The 16,986-nt window shown below is 54.8% G+C and carries 8 protein-coding genes; 4 read left to right on the forward strand and 4 right to left on the reverse strand.

The window, feature by feature from the left end; translation table 11 throughout:
- Nucleotides 1-242 precede the first annotated feature (242 nt).
- From LAP85_06425 to LAP85_06435, 3 genes are all read left to right on the forward strand, one after another.
- Nucleotides 243-4,355 (forward strand): tetratricopeptide repeat protein, encoded by a 4,113-nt coding sequence (locus LAP85_06425; protein MBZ5496022.1) that lies wholly within the window; start codon nucleotides 243-245, stop codon nucleotides 4,353-4,355.
- 69 nt (nucleotides 4,356-4,424) lie between these two features.
- Nucleotides 4,425-8,537, forward strand: a complete 4,113-nt coding sequence (locus tag LAP85_06430; protein MBZ5496023.1) for a tetratricopeptide repeat protein — start codon at nucleotides 4,425-4,427, stop codon at nucleotides 8,535-8,537.
- Nucleotides 8,538-9,041: 504 nt separating this feature from the next.
- Nucleotides 9,042-9,743: a PEP-CTERM sorting domain-containing protein gene (locus LAP85_06435; GenBank protein MBZ5496024.1), complete on the forward strand. Its 702-nt coding sequence runs from the start codon at nucleotides 9,042-9,044 to the stop codon at nucleotides 9,741-9,743.
- Between the two features lie 397 nt (nucleotides 9,744-10,140).
- Here the strand turns inward: LAP85_06435 and LAP85_06440 are convergent, their stop codons facing one another.
- Nucleotides 10,141-10,308 (reverse strand): transposase domain-containing protein, encoded by a 168-nt coding sequence (locus LAP85_06440; protein MBZ5496025.1) that lies wholly within the window; start codon nucleotides 10,306-10,308, stop codon nucleotides 10,141-10,143.
- A gap of 1,216 nt (nucleotides 10,309-11,524) precedes the next feature.
- On the opposite strand from LAP85_06440, the gene LAP85_06445 reads away from it, so the two are divergent.
- Entirely contained in the window at nucleotides 11,525-12,589 is a 1,065-nt protein-coding gene (locus tag LAP85_06445; GenBank protein ID MBZ5496026.1) for a radical SAM/SPASM domain-containing protein, read from the forward strand.
- Nucleotides 12,590-12,692: 103 nt separating this feature from the next.
- Here LAP85_06445 and tnpB read toward each other — a convergent pair whose 3' ends face one another.
- From tnpB to LAP85_06460, 3 genes are all read right to left on the reverse strand, one after another.
- On the reverse strand, nucleotides 12,693-12,956 hold the full coding sequence (gene tnpB, locus LAP85_06450) for an IS66 family insertion sequence element accessory protein TnpB (GenBank protein ID MBZ5496027.1): 264 nt from the start codon (nucleotides 12,954-12,956) through the stop codon (nucleotides 12,693-12,695).
- A gap of 625 nt (nucleotides 12,957-13,581) precedes the next feature.
- Entirely contained in the window at nucleotides 13,582-15,432 is a 1,851-nt protein-coding gene (locus LAP85_06455) for a hypothetical protein (protein ID MBZ5496028.1), read from the reverse strand.
- 46 nt (nucleotides 15,433-15,478) lie between these two features.
- Nucleotides 15,479-16,282 carry a nitroreductase family protein gene (locus tag LAP85_06460; protein ID MBZ5496029.1) on the reverse strand — a complete coding sequence of 268 codons (804 nt, stop codon included), beginning with the start codon at nucleotides 16,280-16,282 and terminating at the stop codon, nucleotides 15,479-15,481.
- Nucleotides 16,283-16,986 lie beyond the last annotated feature (704 nt).

The following is a 16,986-nucleotide window of genomic DNA, read 5'->3' on the forward strand; positions in this document are numbered from 1 at the left end:
ATAGTGCCGCGCCTTCGGCGCTCGATTTTCATCCGGAATCGGATCCCGGCCTTACGGCCGGGCCTACGAACTGGCGGCCCGTCGGGCCTTAAAAGCCATTGTTTCATGACACCCCCAAAACTCGTCGCACGCCCGAAATGATCGTTCGCTTGCGGCATTATTTATGGCGCTCTGTATAGCAAGAGAAGGGTCCCCTCTGCAGTCTCTCGCTCTCTTTGGTGAATTCTTGTTCGGAGGTTGAAATGTCGCGCCCGACTCGCTCTCGTTGTTTGATTCTTGTTATTGCGCTGTTGGCCTTTGCCGCGGCATGCAGCCGGGATCCGAGGACCTTTCTCGAAAACGGCAAGAAACAGCTCAGCCAGGGAAAGTACAGCGAAGCGATCATTGAACTCAAGAACGCCATCAAGAGAGACCCGGGCCTGGCAGAAGCGCACTACCAACTGGGGCTGGCCTATCTCCGTCTGGGAACATTTCCGGATGCCTACCAGGAGTTCCAGAAGACGGTAGCCGTCGATCAGAACCATCGCGAGGCTCAGCTTCGCCTTGGGAATCTTCTCTTGATGGATCGCAAGTTCGGCGAAGCGCGCGCCAAGGCGCAGATCATTCTCAAGAGCGAGCCGAACAATATCCGGGCCCAGATCCTGTTGGGAAACACCTACGCGGGCATAATCAGCGTGAACGATTCCATTGGCGAGGTCAGGCGGGGGTTCGAAGTCGAACCCAAGCTGCTCCCCTCCTACCTGCAACTGGGACCGGCACAGGATCCGGCCAGGCAGCCACAGATGGCGGAAGAGATCTTCAGGAAAGCTGCCGAAGCCGGCAATAGCTCCCCGGAAGCCCGGCTGGCCCTCGGCAACTTCTTCCTGATGAATCAGAGGCTCGCCGAGGCGGAGGAGCAGTTTAAGGGCGCGCTGCAGGCTGCCCCGCAATCCCGCGACACCGTGCAGGCACTGGCGTTCTTCTACCTGCAAGCCAGGAGATTTGACGAAGCCGGGCAGCTCTATCAACAGCTTGTGGAAATGAACAAAACGGATAGCCGCCAGCAGGCCGTCCTGGTTGATTTCTACCTGGCAGCCGGAAAAGTCGAGCAGGGTATTCAAACCCTTGAAAAAATGATTTCCGCCGAGCCCAAAAATCCCCTCCCCAAAAAGAGACTCGCCAATATCTACCTCAACCAAAGCTCATTCGATAAAGCCGAGAAACTGGCGGACGACATCCTCCGGGAAAATCCTAAAGAACTGGAAGCGCTCCTCCTCAAAGGAAGAATCCACTTGATCCGCAACCAGCCCACCGAGGCCATCAAAGAACTGCAGGTTGTGGTAAAAACCCAGCCGCGTTCCGCTACCGGCCATTTCTTCCTCGGCCTGGCATACCTGCAGTCCAAGAGCCCCGACCAGGCAGCCACTGAGCTGGAGACGGCAGTCAAAATCCTTGACCGCGCCGACCCGACTCTTCTTCAGGCATACCTGGCGCTGGCCCAACTCAGGCTGGATTCCGGCGATGCCGATGCCGCTATCCGCTACGCGCAGCAGGCGCTGAATCTCAACGCCACCGCCAGCCAGGCGCACCTCATGCTTGGAAGCGCATATGCAATGAAACAGGACTATGAAAACGCGGCGATTGAACTGGAAGGCTTCGTAAAGCAGAACCCTGGTAACCCGACCGGCTTCCAGCGCTTTGGCATGCTATATCTTGCGCGCGGCGATGCGGTCCGCGCGGAACTTCAGTTCGAGGCAGCACTGAAGATTGACCCGAACCACCTCGAAACGATCGCTTCCCTCTCGCAACTCTATCTCACGCAGAAAAAGCCGGAAAAGGCAATCCAGCGATTGACTGCGATCCTCGCCCAATCCCCGAATCAGCCTAAGGTGCATGAGGTACTGGCCAAGGTCTATCTGAGCCAGAAGGATCTGGCCAGAGCGGAGGAGGAATACCAGAAGGCACTTGCGATAGATCCAAAGAATACGGACCAGCAGGCGGCGCTCGCCGAGTTTTACGCAAGCATCGGCAGGCCTGAAAAAAGCATCGACACCCTTCACGCTATCCTGCGGGATAATCCGACTCAAACAGCCCCGCGGACGCGCGTGTCAGAGATCCTGCTGGCCACCAAACAATACGACAAGGTGGTTCAGGTGGCCGACGAGGCTCTCCAGAGCAATGTGAAGGACACCAGCGCCCTGCTCCTGAAGGGGCGCGCTCTGATGGCACAGAACAGAAGGAGCGAGGGCCTGGCGGTCTTGCAGAAGGCAGTTGAGAATGAACCCGGTTCGCAGGTTGCCCGATATTTCCTCGGACTGGCCTTCATGCAGGGCGGGGATCGCAAGCGGGCTGAGACGGAGTGGACCGACGGGGCCAACCGGGAAGGAAAGTATGCTCCCATCTATCTGGCGCTTGCGCAGTCCAAACTTGACGGCGGCGATGCCGATTCTGCCATCCGTTATTCCCAGCAGGCGCTGGACATGAACCCGAGGCTGAGCGCTGCGCGGCTTATTCTTGGCAGTGCATACGGCAGCAAGCGGGACTACCAACGAGCCAGTACCGACCTGGCAGAGTTTGTGCGATTGAATCCGGGCAATCCGGCCGGATTGCATCAACTCGGACTCTGCTACTTGAACCTGGGGAATCTACCGGAGGCTGAAGCCCAATTCGAGGCAGCCTTGACGAGCAGCCCGCAATTCACCGAGTCCATGGCGGCCCTTACCGACCTCTACATGAGACAGAATAAGCCGGAAAGAGCCATTCAGCGGTTGACCCAGCAGACCGCAAGATCTCCCCAAGATGCGCGCCTGCACCAGCTTCTGGCGCGGGTTTACCTCAGCCAGAAAAACAATCCGAAGGCCGAAGAGGAATATCAGAAGGCCATTGCGCTTGACCCCGGGAATCCGGCTCCGCGCGCCGACCTGGCAGATTATTACGCCGCTACCGGAAATGGAGACAAGAGCCTGGGGATCTATCAAGCTCTCATCAAGGACGATCCCGGAAATGTGACCCTCAAGAAGCGCCTGGCTGCTTCTTTTCTGAGCCAGAAGGCATTCGCCCAGGGCATCCAAGCGGTGGATGAGGTTTTGAAGGCCAATGCCAAGGACACCGAGGCCCGGATCCTGAAGGCGAGGATGCTCGTCGGCCAGAACAGGCTTCCAGAAGCTCTTGTTGAATTGCAGACGGCGGTAACCAATGATCGGGCTTCCGCCCCGGCACACTATTATCTGGGTCTGGCGCATTTTCAAAACAAAAACAATCAGATGGCCGAATCCGAGTGGAGTGAAGCACTACGTGCGGACGGCAGGTTCATCGCCGCAGCCGTCAGCCTCGCACAGCTCAAGCTTGATATGGCGGACCCGGACTCGGCCATGCGCTATGCCCAGCAGGCATTGAAGGTCAATCCGAACGCCGCCGACGCCCGCCTGATCCTGGGTACTGCCTATGCAGGCAAGGGGGCATTTAAAGAGGCAGCCGCCGAACTGGAGACGCTGGTAAAGCAGAACCCCACAAATCCCGTGGCCCTCTATCGTCTTGGTCAGGCATATGTAGAGCTGGGGGAGACGACAAAGGCCGAGGCCGCTTTTGAATCGGCCCTGCGAAGCAGTCCCGATAATCTGGACCCATTGGCGGGTCTGGCCAACCTGTATATAAGGAACAGGCAGCCCGAGAAAGCCCTGCAGCGAGTCAATCGACAGATTTCTGTGATGCCCATGGCGGCCAGGCTCTATGAGATTCTCGGTCAGATTTATCTGAGCGAGAAAAAATTCGCAAAGGCCGAGGAAGCCTATCGAAAGGCAATCTCGATTGACAAGAACAACATCACCGCCTATGGTCTGCTGGGACAGCTCTTTTTCGTTCAGAACTCGCGCGACAAGGCCATTCAGGAATTCAAGAACGCCCTGAAGGTGAATCCGAAGTCGCTCGGAGCGCATTTGATTCTGGGCTCGATCTACGATTTGCAGGGCGATCAGGAGGCGGCAAAATTCCATTATCGGGAGGCGCTCGACATTGACCCGAAATCCCCCGTAGCCGCCAACAACCTGGCCTGGCTGCTTGCAGAAACGGGAGGGGATCTGGACGAGGCGCTGAAACTGGCCCAGACGGCAAAGGAAAAATTACCTGCTTCGCCGAACGTCTCCGATACCCTTGGATGGGTCTATTACAGGAAAGGGGCGTACCGGCCCGCAATCGATCTGTTGCGGGACTGTGTGAGTATGGATCCGAAGAACGCCACTTATCATTTTCACCTCGGCATGGCGTACTTCAAGAGCGGCGATCGTGAGAGAGCAAGGGCTTCCCTCAGTCAAGCGATTCAATTGAACCCGTCGTTCCCGGGAATTGATGAAGCCAAGCAGACTCTAGCCAAGTTGTGAGTTAGCATTTCTCTGCGATCTCTGCGTCCTCTGCGTTGATATTTTGGTGTAGTTCCTTTGGAGGATTAAATGGCTGCAATCACGATTCATGCCGCGCGTAAAATCGCCATCACCTTGCTCCTGATTACTCTACTTCTGATCACCGGTTCGTGCTCCCAGGACCCGAAACAGCTCATCGAAACCGGCAAGAGTTATTTCGATCAAAAGAAGTACGGCGACGCACTCATACAGTTCCGGAAGGCCGTACAAGCGGATCCACGCCTGGCGGAGGCGCACTATCAATTGGGCCGCACCTATCTGGTCTCTTCATATTTTGCCGAAGCCAAACAAGAGCTCATGACCGCTGTCGATCTGGATCCAAACCACCTGCAAGCACAGCTCAAGCTGGGCAATCTCCTCCTTCTTGACCGCAAGGCTGCCGAGGCTCGCGGCAAGGCTGAACTCATATTGAAGCGGGATCCCAAGAATGTTCGCGCCCTGATATTGTTCGCCAATTCTTATGCCGGAGTCATTGATCTAAACAATTCGATTGAGGAACTCTGGATCGGGTATCGGGTAGAGCCAAGACTCTTGCCTTCCTACCTGGATCTTGGCGCCGATCTGAATGCCAGGCGCAACCCTGAACTTGCCGAACAAATCTATCAGAAAGCGATATCCAGCGATGACCGCTCAGTCGAAGCCCGACTCGCGCTCGCGAATTTTTACCTCTACTCCAAACGCCCCGCAGATGCGGAAGCAACCTTGAAATCCGCTCTGGCTCTCGATCCCAAGTCTGTGGATGCCAATCAAGCGCTGGGCTTCTTCTATCTCCAGGATAGGAAACTCGATCTTGCGGAACAAGTCTATAAAGAGTTGCAGGAGCTGTACCCCAAAGATGTCGGCCACAGCATGGTTCTGGCGGGCTTCTACCTCGCCGCCGAGAAAGTGGATAAATCGATAGCTACGCTGCAACAGATGGTTGCGGCCGACCCGAAGTACCTCCTCGCCCGGAAGCGCCTCGCAGACATTTATTTGAACCAGAGATCGTTCGAGCTGGCTGCGAACCAGGCCGACGAGATTCTCAAGCAAAGCGCAAGCGACGGCGACGCGCGCCTCATCAAGGGAAGGGTTCTTCTTTATCAGAAGAAGACGTCCGAATCTCTGGCAGAATTCCAGACGGTCGTAAAAGCATCTCCAGGATCCGCATGGGCACACTACTTTCTCGGCCTTGCGTACCTGCAGGCAGGAGACAGGTTGCACGCGGATGAGGAATTGTCATCAGCGCTCAAGAGAGACGAGACCCTTTTTCAAGCAAATCTCGCGATGGCCCAGCTCCGGCTGGATACCGGCGATTTCGAATCCGCTGTCCGCTATGCCAAACAGGCATTGAACCTGAACCCCAATGTCAGCGAGGCACACCTGATTCTCGGAAGCGCATACGCAAGCCTGGGAGATGCCCAGAACGGCAGTCATGAACTGGAGGATTTTGTCCGCATAAATCCCGATAATCTTGCAGGATTGCGCAATCTTGGTCTGCTCTACATGGCCCAGGGGGAGCAGGACCGGGCGGAGGCTAAGTTCGATGCGGCACTCAAGGCGGATCCGAAGGATTCTGATACCCTGGTTGCTCTCGCGAACCTCTATGCCAGCCAAAAGAGACCCGACAAGTCAGTCCAGAGAATCTCTCAGGCGATCGCCCAGTTCCCAAACGAGGCCAGACTCTATGAAGTTCTGGGACAGTTCTACCTGACCCAGAATAACCGCGAAAAAGCAGAGCAGGCGTATCAGAAGGTGGCTCAGCTGGATGCCAAAAACCGGCCTACAATCCTGGCGGATTATTATGCCCAGGTTGGAAACCCAGAGAAGAGCATCGAAGTTCTGCAAACCGTTTTGAAGGAACGGCCTGCAAACACATCTGCTAGGAGCCGGTTGGCGGAAATATACCTTGGCCTGAAGGCTTACGACAAGGCTACGAGCACGACAGATGAGATCTTGAAGCAGGATGCCAAGAACAGTGACGCGCTCCTCCTGAAAGGGCGCATCCTACTCGCCCAAGGCAAGAGTGCCGAAGCCATTCCCCAGCTCACGGGTGCGGTCAGCAGCCAGCCCGGCTCCGCAACGGCTCGCTATTTCCTCGGCGCTGCGTATCTCCAATCCAATAACCCACTGCGTGCGGAAGCCGAGTGGACCGAAGCCATCAAGACCGCGGGTCGATTCATACAGCCCTATATTGCTCTCGCCCAGCTGAAGCTGAACGCCGGCGACTCCGACTCGGCGATCCGGCACGCCCAACGGGCATTGAACATTAACCGGGATTCTGCTGAGGCTCGCCTGATCCTCGGCAGCGCTTATCTCAACAAAAAAGATTACAGGAGTGCAGTGGCGGCACTGCAGGAGTATGTCAAACGGAATCCCAAGAGCGCGACCGGATTTCAACGCCTGGGTCTTGCCTATCTTGCGCAAGGCAACTTCCAACAGGCCGAGGCCAGCCTGGAAGATGCGCTCAAGTGCGATGCCGGCTTCATGGATGCCCTGGTCAGCCTGACAAATCTGAACGTCTCACAACAAAGGCCCGACAAGGCTATCCAAAGACTGAACCAGCAAATCGCTTTGTTGCCACGGCAGCCGCGTTTGTATCAGCTTCTCGGTGAAGTCTATCTGACGCAGAAGAACAACGCCAAGGCTGAGGAAGCCTACAAGAAGGCAGCGGAAGTAGATCCCAAGGATTTGAACCATCGACTGTTACTAACGGACTTTTATGAGAGAACCGGGAGACCCGAGAAGGCCCTGGAGACCCTTCAGGAATTGATCAAGAATGCCCCGACTAATCTCGACTTGCAGAAACGGCTCGGCAATCTCTATCTCAGCCAAAAATCCTTCGATAAGGGACTGAAGTTGGCGGATGACATCCTGAAGGGCAGCCCGAAGGACCTGGATGCCCGTGTCCTGAAAGGAAGAGTTCTGCTCGCTCAGGGCAAGAATGGGGCCGCCATATCTGAGTTGCGGAACGCCGTGAACGACAACCGGAACTCGGCAAATGCCCACTACTTCTTAGGACTGGCCTATGCACAGGACAAGCAGATGCAACGGGCGGAATCGGAATTCAATGAAGCCATCCAGAGGGACCAGAAACACGTGGCTGCCCAAGTGAGCATGGCTGAACTCAAGCTGGCTGTCGGCGACGGCGGAGCCGCAATCCGTTATGCGCAAGAGGCGGTCAAGTTGAATCCCGATCTGGATCATGCGCATCTCGTACTCGGAACCGCCTACATTACTCAGAAAGATTTCAGGAGAGCTGGCCCGGAACTCGAGGGGTTCCTGAAGCTGAATCCGGGCAATCCAGTCGCCTTGCATCGCCTTGGGCTCGCCTACGCCGGCCAGGGCGATATGCCGAAAGCGCAGGAATTGCTCGAGCGAGCCCTGAAAGCAAACCCCAAGAGCACGGAATCCCTGGCCGCACTCGCAGACATTCAGTTGGCGCAAAAAAAACCTGCCATGGCTATCCAGCGGATTAATCAGCACCTGGCTCAAAATCCTGCCGATGGCAAAGCATACGAGCTTCTCGGCCAGCTGTTCACCAAGCTGAATGACCGCGCGCAAGCAGAGCAAGCCTACAGGAAAGCACTATCAGCGGATAGGAACAGCTTTTCCACCTATGCCCTGCTTGGGCAGCTCTACATGGATCGAAAAGCCAGCGACCAGGCGATCGGCACCTTCGAGAGTGCCTTGAAAGAGAATCCCAAGTCGGTGGAAGCCAACACCATGCTCGGCATAATCTATCAATCGCTGAAGACCGATCCGGAAAAAGCCAAGAATTACTACCGAGAGGCCTTGAAGAGTGACCCGCAATTTCCGGTGGCCGCCAACAACCTAGCCTGGATACTCGCAGAGTCGGGAGGAAGTCTCGAGGAAGCTCTGAAGCTCGGCAAGATGGCAGAGGAGAGAATGCCGGACTCGACGGAGGTAAGAGATACACTGGCATGGATTTACTATAAGCAAGGCGCCTACAGGACGGCAATTGATCTGCTCCTCGATTGTGTCAGAAAAGAGCCTCAAAACTCCTCGTTCCTGTTTCACCTGGGGATGAGCTATTTCAAGAACGGCGATCCGAAAAAGGCGAAGGAAGTGTTGTCCCAGGCTACCAAGCTGGACCCGAATCTGTCCGCTATGCCGGAAGTTAAGAGCATTTTATCAAAATCTTGAATTCCGATTGGCTCCTTGGCCCGGATTATTCATGAATGAATGGCCAAGACAGATCTCCGGACGCCGAAAAGCGCGGCCGTCCGCCGACAGTTTTGCTCTTGTCAGCGTATAGGCAGTTTTGCCGCCCCGCAGGGGTCACGGCTTCGCGCTGATCGGGCTTGCCATGCAACTTCAGGAATAATTCAGGTTGGCTGTGTTTTTCGAAAGTGTCGCTAACGTTTACAATGACTGAATTCTCGATATCTCATTGATGAACAATCACTTGCGATGCATTCACTCAAATCCGCTTTTTCCAAGTGTAGCTGTTCTTTACAAATTCAAGCATGTCCCAAGGGTAGCCGGGCTCCCAGGGGATTCCTACCATCGATTCATTTAATTGAAAACAAATGAAATACCTCATGTCGAACATATTCCTTCTGTTTTCGGCACGGTACTTGCTTTAATCAGGCTGAGCATCAAGAGGGATGGCCGTAGGGGCCCTTCCCAATCGATGGAGGAATCACAATGAGACGTCTCGCAGCTCTTTCACTCATCGCTTTGGCAGTTCTGATTTTGGGAATGCCCGCTTACGCCGGACCGATATTACGTCTGACTGATGTTACAAAATCGATACAGATCGCGATCGGCGATAACACCACCCTGGATCTCGATCCTACCGTTGGCGTTATCACTATTAGCGTTAACCTGGCCAATCAGACTCTGTTCCCCGGTTCAACTTCCACCTGGACGGTCAATGCGACAACGGGTTTAACCAAACCTTATCAGGGCACAGCCATCGTTCCGAGCATGGATCTGAATTCGGTCGATGCGAAAGGCCCCGGTACTTTAGTGATTGAATTCACTGATACCGATTTCGGGCCTCTCCCGGTCAACTACTCTTATGTGGGCGACATCGGCGGGACTACGGTGGGCAAGGTGAGCTACAATGCCTACTTAGATCCTGGAAATGTGGCGTTTGCTCCGACGGTGAGCCTCTTTGGCATCGGGCCCTTCGGACCTGGAGGTTTCAATGGAACCGGCACCTCTGGGGCATTAACCGCTGCTTTCCCTTACTCCATCACCCAGTTGGTGACAATCGTTCACACCACAACGGGAACGTCGAGTTTTGACGCCACCCTCACGGCGGTGCCCGAACCATCAGCTCTACTCTTGCTCGGTTCCGGACTCGCAGCTTTGGGGGTTTGGCGGTTGCGCAAGCGGAACTAGAACACATCGCATTTATTACGGCGTTTAAAAAGAACCTCATCCCTTCGGGGTGAGGTTCTTTTTTTTGCTCATCGATCAGGTTCATGCGGCGGGGGCATCGAGAGTACGGCGGGCCAACACCTCAGCAGCCAGTTTCTCCTGTCCCTCCGTAGTCGGATCCCAGCTGAACTGCTCGTCGAAACGACGCACAGCCGGTGCGTGACCTATGAATCCATCTTCCACCGGTGACCTTCCGAAGTGGCACTCCCTAGCAGCGGAGATGGGTGTGCGCAGTGCGCACATTTGAACTGAACAGAGAGTGTCGATGAAAGGGAAACAGCAGAACTTTTGTACGCGTCCGGTGAACCCATGACGCGATTTTCCCGGGATGAATGGTTCTGTTGTGACAGGGCGTGGATCAGAGAACGGCTGCCGCCCGTGCCGTCTTCCACTTGTCGTGCAGCAAATCCTCCAGGTTGTTCTGAGGATGTGTGCTGATGCGTTGAAGAATGTCGCGCAGGTATTCGAATGGATCGACGCCGAGACGTTTGCACGTCGTTGTGATGCTCGTCGCAAGAGAAGGCATATAGCTTGCGCTTGTCCTCCTGGTATTCGAGCGTGCCGAAGTGACACCAGTCAATCTCAAAGCGATCACCAGGGCTGGAGTCGACACGAACGAAAGCACGCGGCGGCCGCACTATCTTGCGCACCGTCTTCAGGTACTGCTGCAAGATCGTCAGGCCCCCTTCGTGACCCAGGGACGCAGCCGGTCGGCAAGAACCACGTCGCTTGCCTCTGGATCCGTGTCCATGAGCTCGCGAATGACCGGCTTGAACGCATATCGAGGTTGGTCTTTGTCGGCTGCCTGACAATGGGCGGCGGCGCAGGAGAACACTCGTACTTGACAACCGCGTCGCGGCTGACATGGAGTTTGCGGGCCACACGCCGGACCGACCATCGTTCCCCGTACCGCAAACGGTAGATCGAATCAATCCTGACAAGTGGCGGCGGAGCAAATCTTCTGGTCGGGAAGGAAGCAGGCAGGAAAACCTCTCCGCAATATGGGCAGATGCAGGGTTGAACGATCATGTCGGTTCTCCCGAAAGGAAACTGGTCAGACTCCAAAGCGCTGAGTATGCTCCAGGAGATCGCGTCAATCCGTCGCTCTATGTGTAGAAGGTGACTAGAGAGTTTTTCTTCTACCTCCTCGCAGATGTTTTCTATTTAATTGAATTCTATTGCTGATGTAGTGCGGCAGGCTCTGGATGCGATGTCCAGGCCATAGATCCGTTGGACTGAATGAGGATTCTCGCCGCCTCCCATTCGCCGTAGTCGATTTGAAAAATACTCGACTTTCTCGGCCTCCCTTCCAGACCGCATCCGGTTTCCCGCGCACTATCTGATCACGAGATCGACGAGCGTAACTTTTCGCAAGCAGGGAGATTATCCGCTGTGCTGGAAGTGTAGGGACGTGTGTGAAAACTCCATATCCGGCAACATCGTTTTGGTGTAAAATCCCCTTTGTGATCGACTCGGGGCTCTGAGCAGTTGCAGCAGACGAGCGAAGTTAACACAACATCTTATCTCAGAACCTGAATTGCGGCCGCACCCAGGCTGTGATCCGAAATGCAGTCAATTCGGACTATCCTTCTCAAACCGCGAATCGTTCCCGGTGAGGATCCGCATTGACGCAGCGAAAACTAGAGCCGAGCTGCATCCGATCTGCCGCTTCTTCGGCGCAGACGAGAAATAACTGCAGGAGGACAGGCGCTCCTGCATCCTATGTGGAGCGATTTTTCACCATGCTACGACAGATTAGGCTTGAAGCGTCGACGGTTTGCCAGCTCAAGTGTCCAGTTTGTCCGACGGCGCGAGGCATCATTCGGAACGAATTGGGCTCCGGTTACCTCACACTTGCACGATTCCGGGAACTGGTCGATCGGAATCCGCATATCTCCTGCATAGAGCTGTCCAATTGGGGCGAAGTGTTTTTGAACCCTGAGATCTATGAAATAGTGGAACATGCTTACAAGCAGAACGTCGTATTAACCGCCGCCAACGGATCTAATTTCCAGTTTGTCAGCGAAAAAGTTCTCGAGGGATTGGTCCGATACAAGTTTGGCCTCATAGTTTGTGCCCTTGATGGCGCAAGCCAGGAGACATATGGCAGATACCGAGTAGGTGGAGATTTCCAGAAAGCAATACGGCATATCGAAATCATCAACTCTTTCAAGGAACGTTACCGATCCCCCTTTCCACTTTTGCGCTGGCAGTTCATCCTCTTCGGACACAATGAGCGTGATATTCCTTCGGCCCGGGCATATGCCAAAAAACTGCGCATGAGTTTTCGGATCAGACCGAATTTTGATGAAAGTTATTCTCCCATTACCAACAGCGGTCCCATCCGCAAGAAAAGCCGGTCGGGGGTCTCGAGCCCGAACGGATATTTAAAAAGTCATCGCACGATGTGGCTCGAAAAACATTTGTGCGGTGAATTGTGGCGATCGCCTCAAATCAACTGGGACGGCCGAATTCTCGGTTGCTGCATCAACTATTGGGGAGACTTCGGCAACGCTTTTGGAAGGAGCCTCAGAGACGCTCTGAATTGCCCCCAACTCTTGCGAGCCAAAATGATGCTGCAGGGTAAGGCGGAACCACAAGAGGGTATTCCCTGTGCGACGTGCCATGTCTACCAGCGGATGCGATCTGCTAATGACTGGATAAAAGACAGGGATATTCTGGTGGGAAGACTTGTGAATAAAGAGTTCCTCTGCCTTCTCATTCAGCGTATCGGATGGAGAAGACTGGAACCGTTACTTCGAGTTATCGGCACCATAGGCAATCGGTTACTCTCTGAATTGGCATGAGTATAAGGCCTTTCCTGTGTTTCTGCAGGCGGTTTCGGCCTTCCTGCTCCATTTCCAACTGTTTCAGCGACACATCATCGCCACAGCTAACAGCCAGATTTTGTCAACAAAACACCCTGAGAAGTCTGATGTGCGAACCGAGCCCACAAAGGTAGCTACGGAATCCGGGGGCAGGCTGTATTGGAAAGGCCCAGTAGAGGATCTTCAGGCGATCGGTCCGGCGGTTGCAGAAAACCAGCAGATATCCTGCCAACGGGTTACAGCGGATGATGCGCTCCGCCATCATCGATAAACCGTCAAACAACCTGCGCATGTCGCACGGTACCGTGCACAGGTAAACCTTGATCGCGGCTGGGAAGCTCAGCATCGATCCGGTTCCATGGCGGCCAGCACGGCGCGCAAAGTTTCTCCGTCAACACCTTTATGAATGCGAAGCCGACGACCGTCGCTGAGCACCAGCTCGATTCCGGCATCTGTGGCGGCTAGGTCATCGCTGACCAGGGCAAGACTCGCATGGCGCTGGTCACCAGCCGCCTTGCACAAAGTGCCTTTCCGAACGTCCGTCTCCAGGCGGCGCCGCTACCAGTAGAACTGGCTCACGGTCAACTTTCGCTGTCGGCAAAACTCGCGGATTGATAATCCGCTGCGCGCTGCTTCACCAATTGTTCTCTGCCAACGTCGATGCTTGCCCGGATCTATACATCTTCGACCTCGAGTCATGTGTCCCTCCGTTAGTTCGCACACATGCGGCATGTACGTGTGCATTTGCTGGGAAGTATCGCCCTGTTCCTTCAGGAGGGAAAGGATTGCCAGCTTTCTTCAGCTTTGAACGCAGCTGTTTAGCCTTGATTAGGAGAAGGGCTGATCACTCACCACCAAGAGGGCCTGCTTCCCAGTGGCATTCGTTTGGGTTTTATGCCCGGTAGCCCGTGGGCGGATACTGCCCTGGAGTCCAACAGGAGGCTACGGAAGCGCCACTCGATCGAGGAATGTCAAGATGGGTTTCCGGAGGCATCCGACGGTGTAAGCTCAACTGAGTAGATCATCTCCCTTGCGCTGCAGTGGCCCTTGTAAAGGCGCAAGGTCGCCAAACCATCACTGCTCCAACCCCTGATCTCCGATTGATAATCGAGACCTTGGACTTCCACTTTCGCTTCGGGGTAACAGCGAACGCAAAACTGGACTGTTTGTAATCCCGAGTCTTTACGAAGAGTATCTTGAATTCGGAGGGAGTTCTCTCCGAGTTCGATGCGCCGCAAGAGGATCATGCCGGGTGCGGACATCGGTTCGGGACATATTGGATCACCTGTCTGTATTCCGAGGTTATCGCGCAGGAGCTCCATCAAATGGGCCAATGCGATACGAAAACCACGAAACCTGACGCGAACGAAATCGTACTCTAACTCCAAACCTCCGGAATTTAGCGTCGCGTGCTTGGGTGCAGACGGAATGCACGCGGAGGAGCCGTGAACAATAACGGGTACGTAACCGACGGGGAGCACATTTAAGTGCTCCAGACCTCGCGCGTAACGGTACCACAGGAGGCTTGCGTGCCTGCGGAGGCGTCCGTCGGGCATGGACGTCACCCCCCAATCCGTCGAAAAGGTCTTTGGAATCGCACCGATCAACCTTCGTTCCCCGATTCCGAGGTGCAATATGGTCGGTCCAAAATATCTGCGATCGCGCACACGAGGGCTCCAGGAAGTGCGAACAAACACCTCCGCTGTAGAACGACAGAGCTTTGTGACTCCCAGGTCTACGGAACTCATCATCTGAATTGAGCTTGCCGCTGGAGCTTGTGGAGCTTGATATGTTGCAGGAGGGCAGAACAGGTCACCTAATAGTACATAGGCAGACGACGCAACTGAATACTCGCTCGGAACCGTATAACCGTCGCGCGACCAAGAGCACTCATCATTGCTCTCCGAACCTCGGAAGTAGTTCACTTGGAGCCACTCCGAACGTGTGCGTGGTGTACTGATGTAGACCCGCTCTTGTCTCCGAGCGAGGTGTAAGTAATGCTCGCGGTTTGATGGATCAAGTGCGGCAGCCATTTTGAGGCAGAAAATCGTGAGGCCAACAGCAAACGTAGTATTATCTGAGCGACCGAAATACGAGAATCCACCTGCTGCCGTCATCAGAGGAACAATTTGCCGCATGCCTTCCACGAAGAGAGTCTTTATCCGCTCATCGGAACAAAACAGGTGACAGATGGCGAGCACAAACTGAAACTTCATACAGTACGTCGGAGGGAATTGCCGGTGATCCGCACCCGCCCTGGGCAGGTCCCAATAAAAACCCTCGGGGGACCGATATCGTTCAAATTGGGATATCGCAAATGCCAGCGCGGATCGCGCGACAGGCATACCAATCGCCAGGGGCCGCAGTAGCAGCTCAGCAGCTACCTGCAGAACATAAACATTGTTGCCACAAGGCCGATTGTAAACATCGCTGTATGTTGGTCGCGCATTGCGGCAGTGAGTTTCCAGAATCTGCCATAGTTCCGCGTGCTGAATTCGCTGGGAACGGAGAATCAACAGAGCCAAACAGTTTGCAAAGCTCGTAAATGCGTTTTCCTCGCCCTCTTCGTTCCAGATCCGCAGGCGTTCTGCAGCCCGGTTTAAGTCAATGGGGTTTCGGCCATCGAGCACGTACAAGAGGATTAACGCTAGGGCGAAATAGGGCTCGGTGTAGAACGCCCAAGCTGGTTTCGCGCACATATCCTCTGTAACATAGTCATGCGGATATTCCCGAGCGATGGCCTCGACAACGGAGCGAGCAAACTCGATGGTCTCTGCCTTGCCTGTACGAACCGCGGGTTCGAAGGATTCCTCAGTGCCCAACTTACAGCCTTTCCCAGTATGTCCGCATGGCAGCTTGCCAACAAGTTCAAATTCCAGTCGGCACGGTCACGGCAATATCGTCGGGGTGTGCCCTCTTCTCGGTGACCGTATGTTCTGCGGGATAGCCGAACAGGAACATCAGATACATACGTCGATATGGAGGAATGTGGTACCGTTTGCACCACTCATCCTGTGCGTCGTCGTCGCCGCCGTACATGAGACATCCCCCCAATCCTAGGGCAGTTGCGGCAAGCGCCATCTGCTGCCCCACAATGCCGGCATCCTCGGCGGGGGCCCATTTCTCAGGGTACAACCGGATGTCGATGGTGATAAAAATCGTGACCGGCGCACGTTCTTGGAGGTTCGTGTTGGAAACACTGCGAAGCTTGCTGTCCCCTCCCAGGTTCGGGTTCCTGTGAACATAGAGCTTCCATGTCTGCCGGTTGCAGGAACTGGGGGCATGGGTGGCCGCCCTGAGTATCTCGTGGATTTTTGCTTCTTCGACAGGAATGGGCTGCCAGAAACGAACGCTCGATCGCTTCAGCAGAACGTCGAAAACAGGCGAATGTGGATTAAACAGCTGCGAATGCTCGACCGGATGCGATTGAATCTCGCCGGTTTCGGCCCACCTCATATAGTCCTGGAGGTTGTCTTCGGCCCAGAGAATGAACTCCCGCTGGGGATACTTGCGCCGATACCACTCGTCGAGCGCCGCTCTCACCAACGCGGGCTTGCTGTGCCCCCTGCCCTCGCGTTTGTCATTGCGAACCCCCTTTTCGACGGAGTGGCCAAACCAGCGAATGTACATGGCCAGCAGATCCTGGTCCATTTCCTCCAAAGGTAGGCTCACACAGTCCGAACTCCGCTTCTGTTCGATCGTGCTATGAAGGATTCGATATTGGATCCAGAGGGAAAACCTGTTCAGCCACACACAAAATGCAAATAGCCTTCCCTTCAGAAACCGCCTTAACCTCTTGGCGACATCTGCTGAAGGGGCAACTGGAGTGCACGCGGCCACTCTCTGACCACGGGCGGTTGGCGTATGAGCCCATTCGGGAGCGCAACCGGCGCGCTCTTCATTTTCTGCCTTCGTCGGACGACCTTCTCCCATTTCGCAGCAATGCACCTTGCGCCGGTTCGAGCAGGCACAAACATAGAATTGAGTACCGAACGCAACCAAAATATTCTATCGGAGGAACCATAGTCTTTTTATATCATCGTGCAGAATTTTTCCAGTTAAATCAGACAGTGTGTCGCGCTGCGGGCATCGGCCCTTGTAAGAATGCCAGCGGACCAAAAAAATGAATCGCCCGCAACACTATTTTCTAACCTCCCAGTTCAGCTGTCTCATCTTTGATCTGGGCCGGCGGCAGCGCGTAAAGTCTCCTGCGCCGGTCCTTTGCCAAGCAAGCGCTTTCCGGTAGCACGCCGAACTCTCAGGCCGCGATCTCTTTTTTGCCCCGTGTCCGCAAACGGAAACTGAAATGTCCTGGCTTCGAGCCGTTTATACCAGATGACCCAATCATCCCAATCCCAGCAAAAGATTTCCGGCCG

The sequence above is a fragment of the Terriglobia bacterium genome (genome assembly GCA_020072565.1).
Lineage (GTDB): Bacteria > Acidobacteriota > UBA6911 > UBA6911 > UBA6911 > JAFNAG01.

What these genes read in the sequence shown, in the direction of transcription:
- LAP85_06425 (MBZ5496022.1), top strand. Translation starts at nt 243, where the DNA reads ATGTCGCGCCCGACTCGCTCTCGTTGTTTGATTCTTGTTATTGCGCTG.
- LAP85_06430 (MBZ5496023.1), top strand. Translation starts at nt 4,425, where the DNA reads ATGGCTGCAATCACGATTCATGCCGCGCGTAAAATCGCCATCACCTTG.
- LAP85_06435 (MBZ5496024.1), top strand. Translation starts at nt 9,042, where the DNA reads ATGAGACGTCTCGCAGCTCTTTCACTCATCGCTTTGGCAGTTCTGATT.
- LAP85_06440 (MBZ5496025.1), bottom strand. Translation starts at nt 10,308, where the DNA reads ATGCCTTCTCTTGCGACGAGCATCACAACGACGTGCAAACGTCTCGGC.
- LAP85_06445 (MBZ5496026.1), top strand. Translation starts at nt 11,525, where the DNA reads ATGCTACGACAGATTAGGCTTGAAGCGTCGACGGTTTGCCAGCTCAAG.
- tnpB (MBZ5496027.1), bottom strand. Translation starts at nt 12,956, where the DNA reads ATGCTGAGCTTCCCAGCCGCGATCAAGGTTTACCTGTGCACGGTACCG.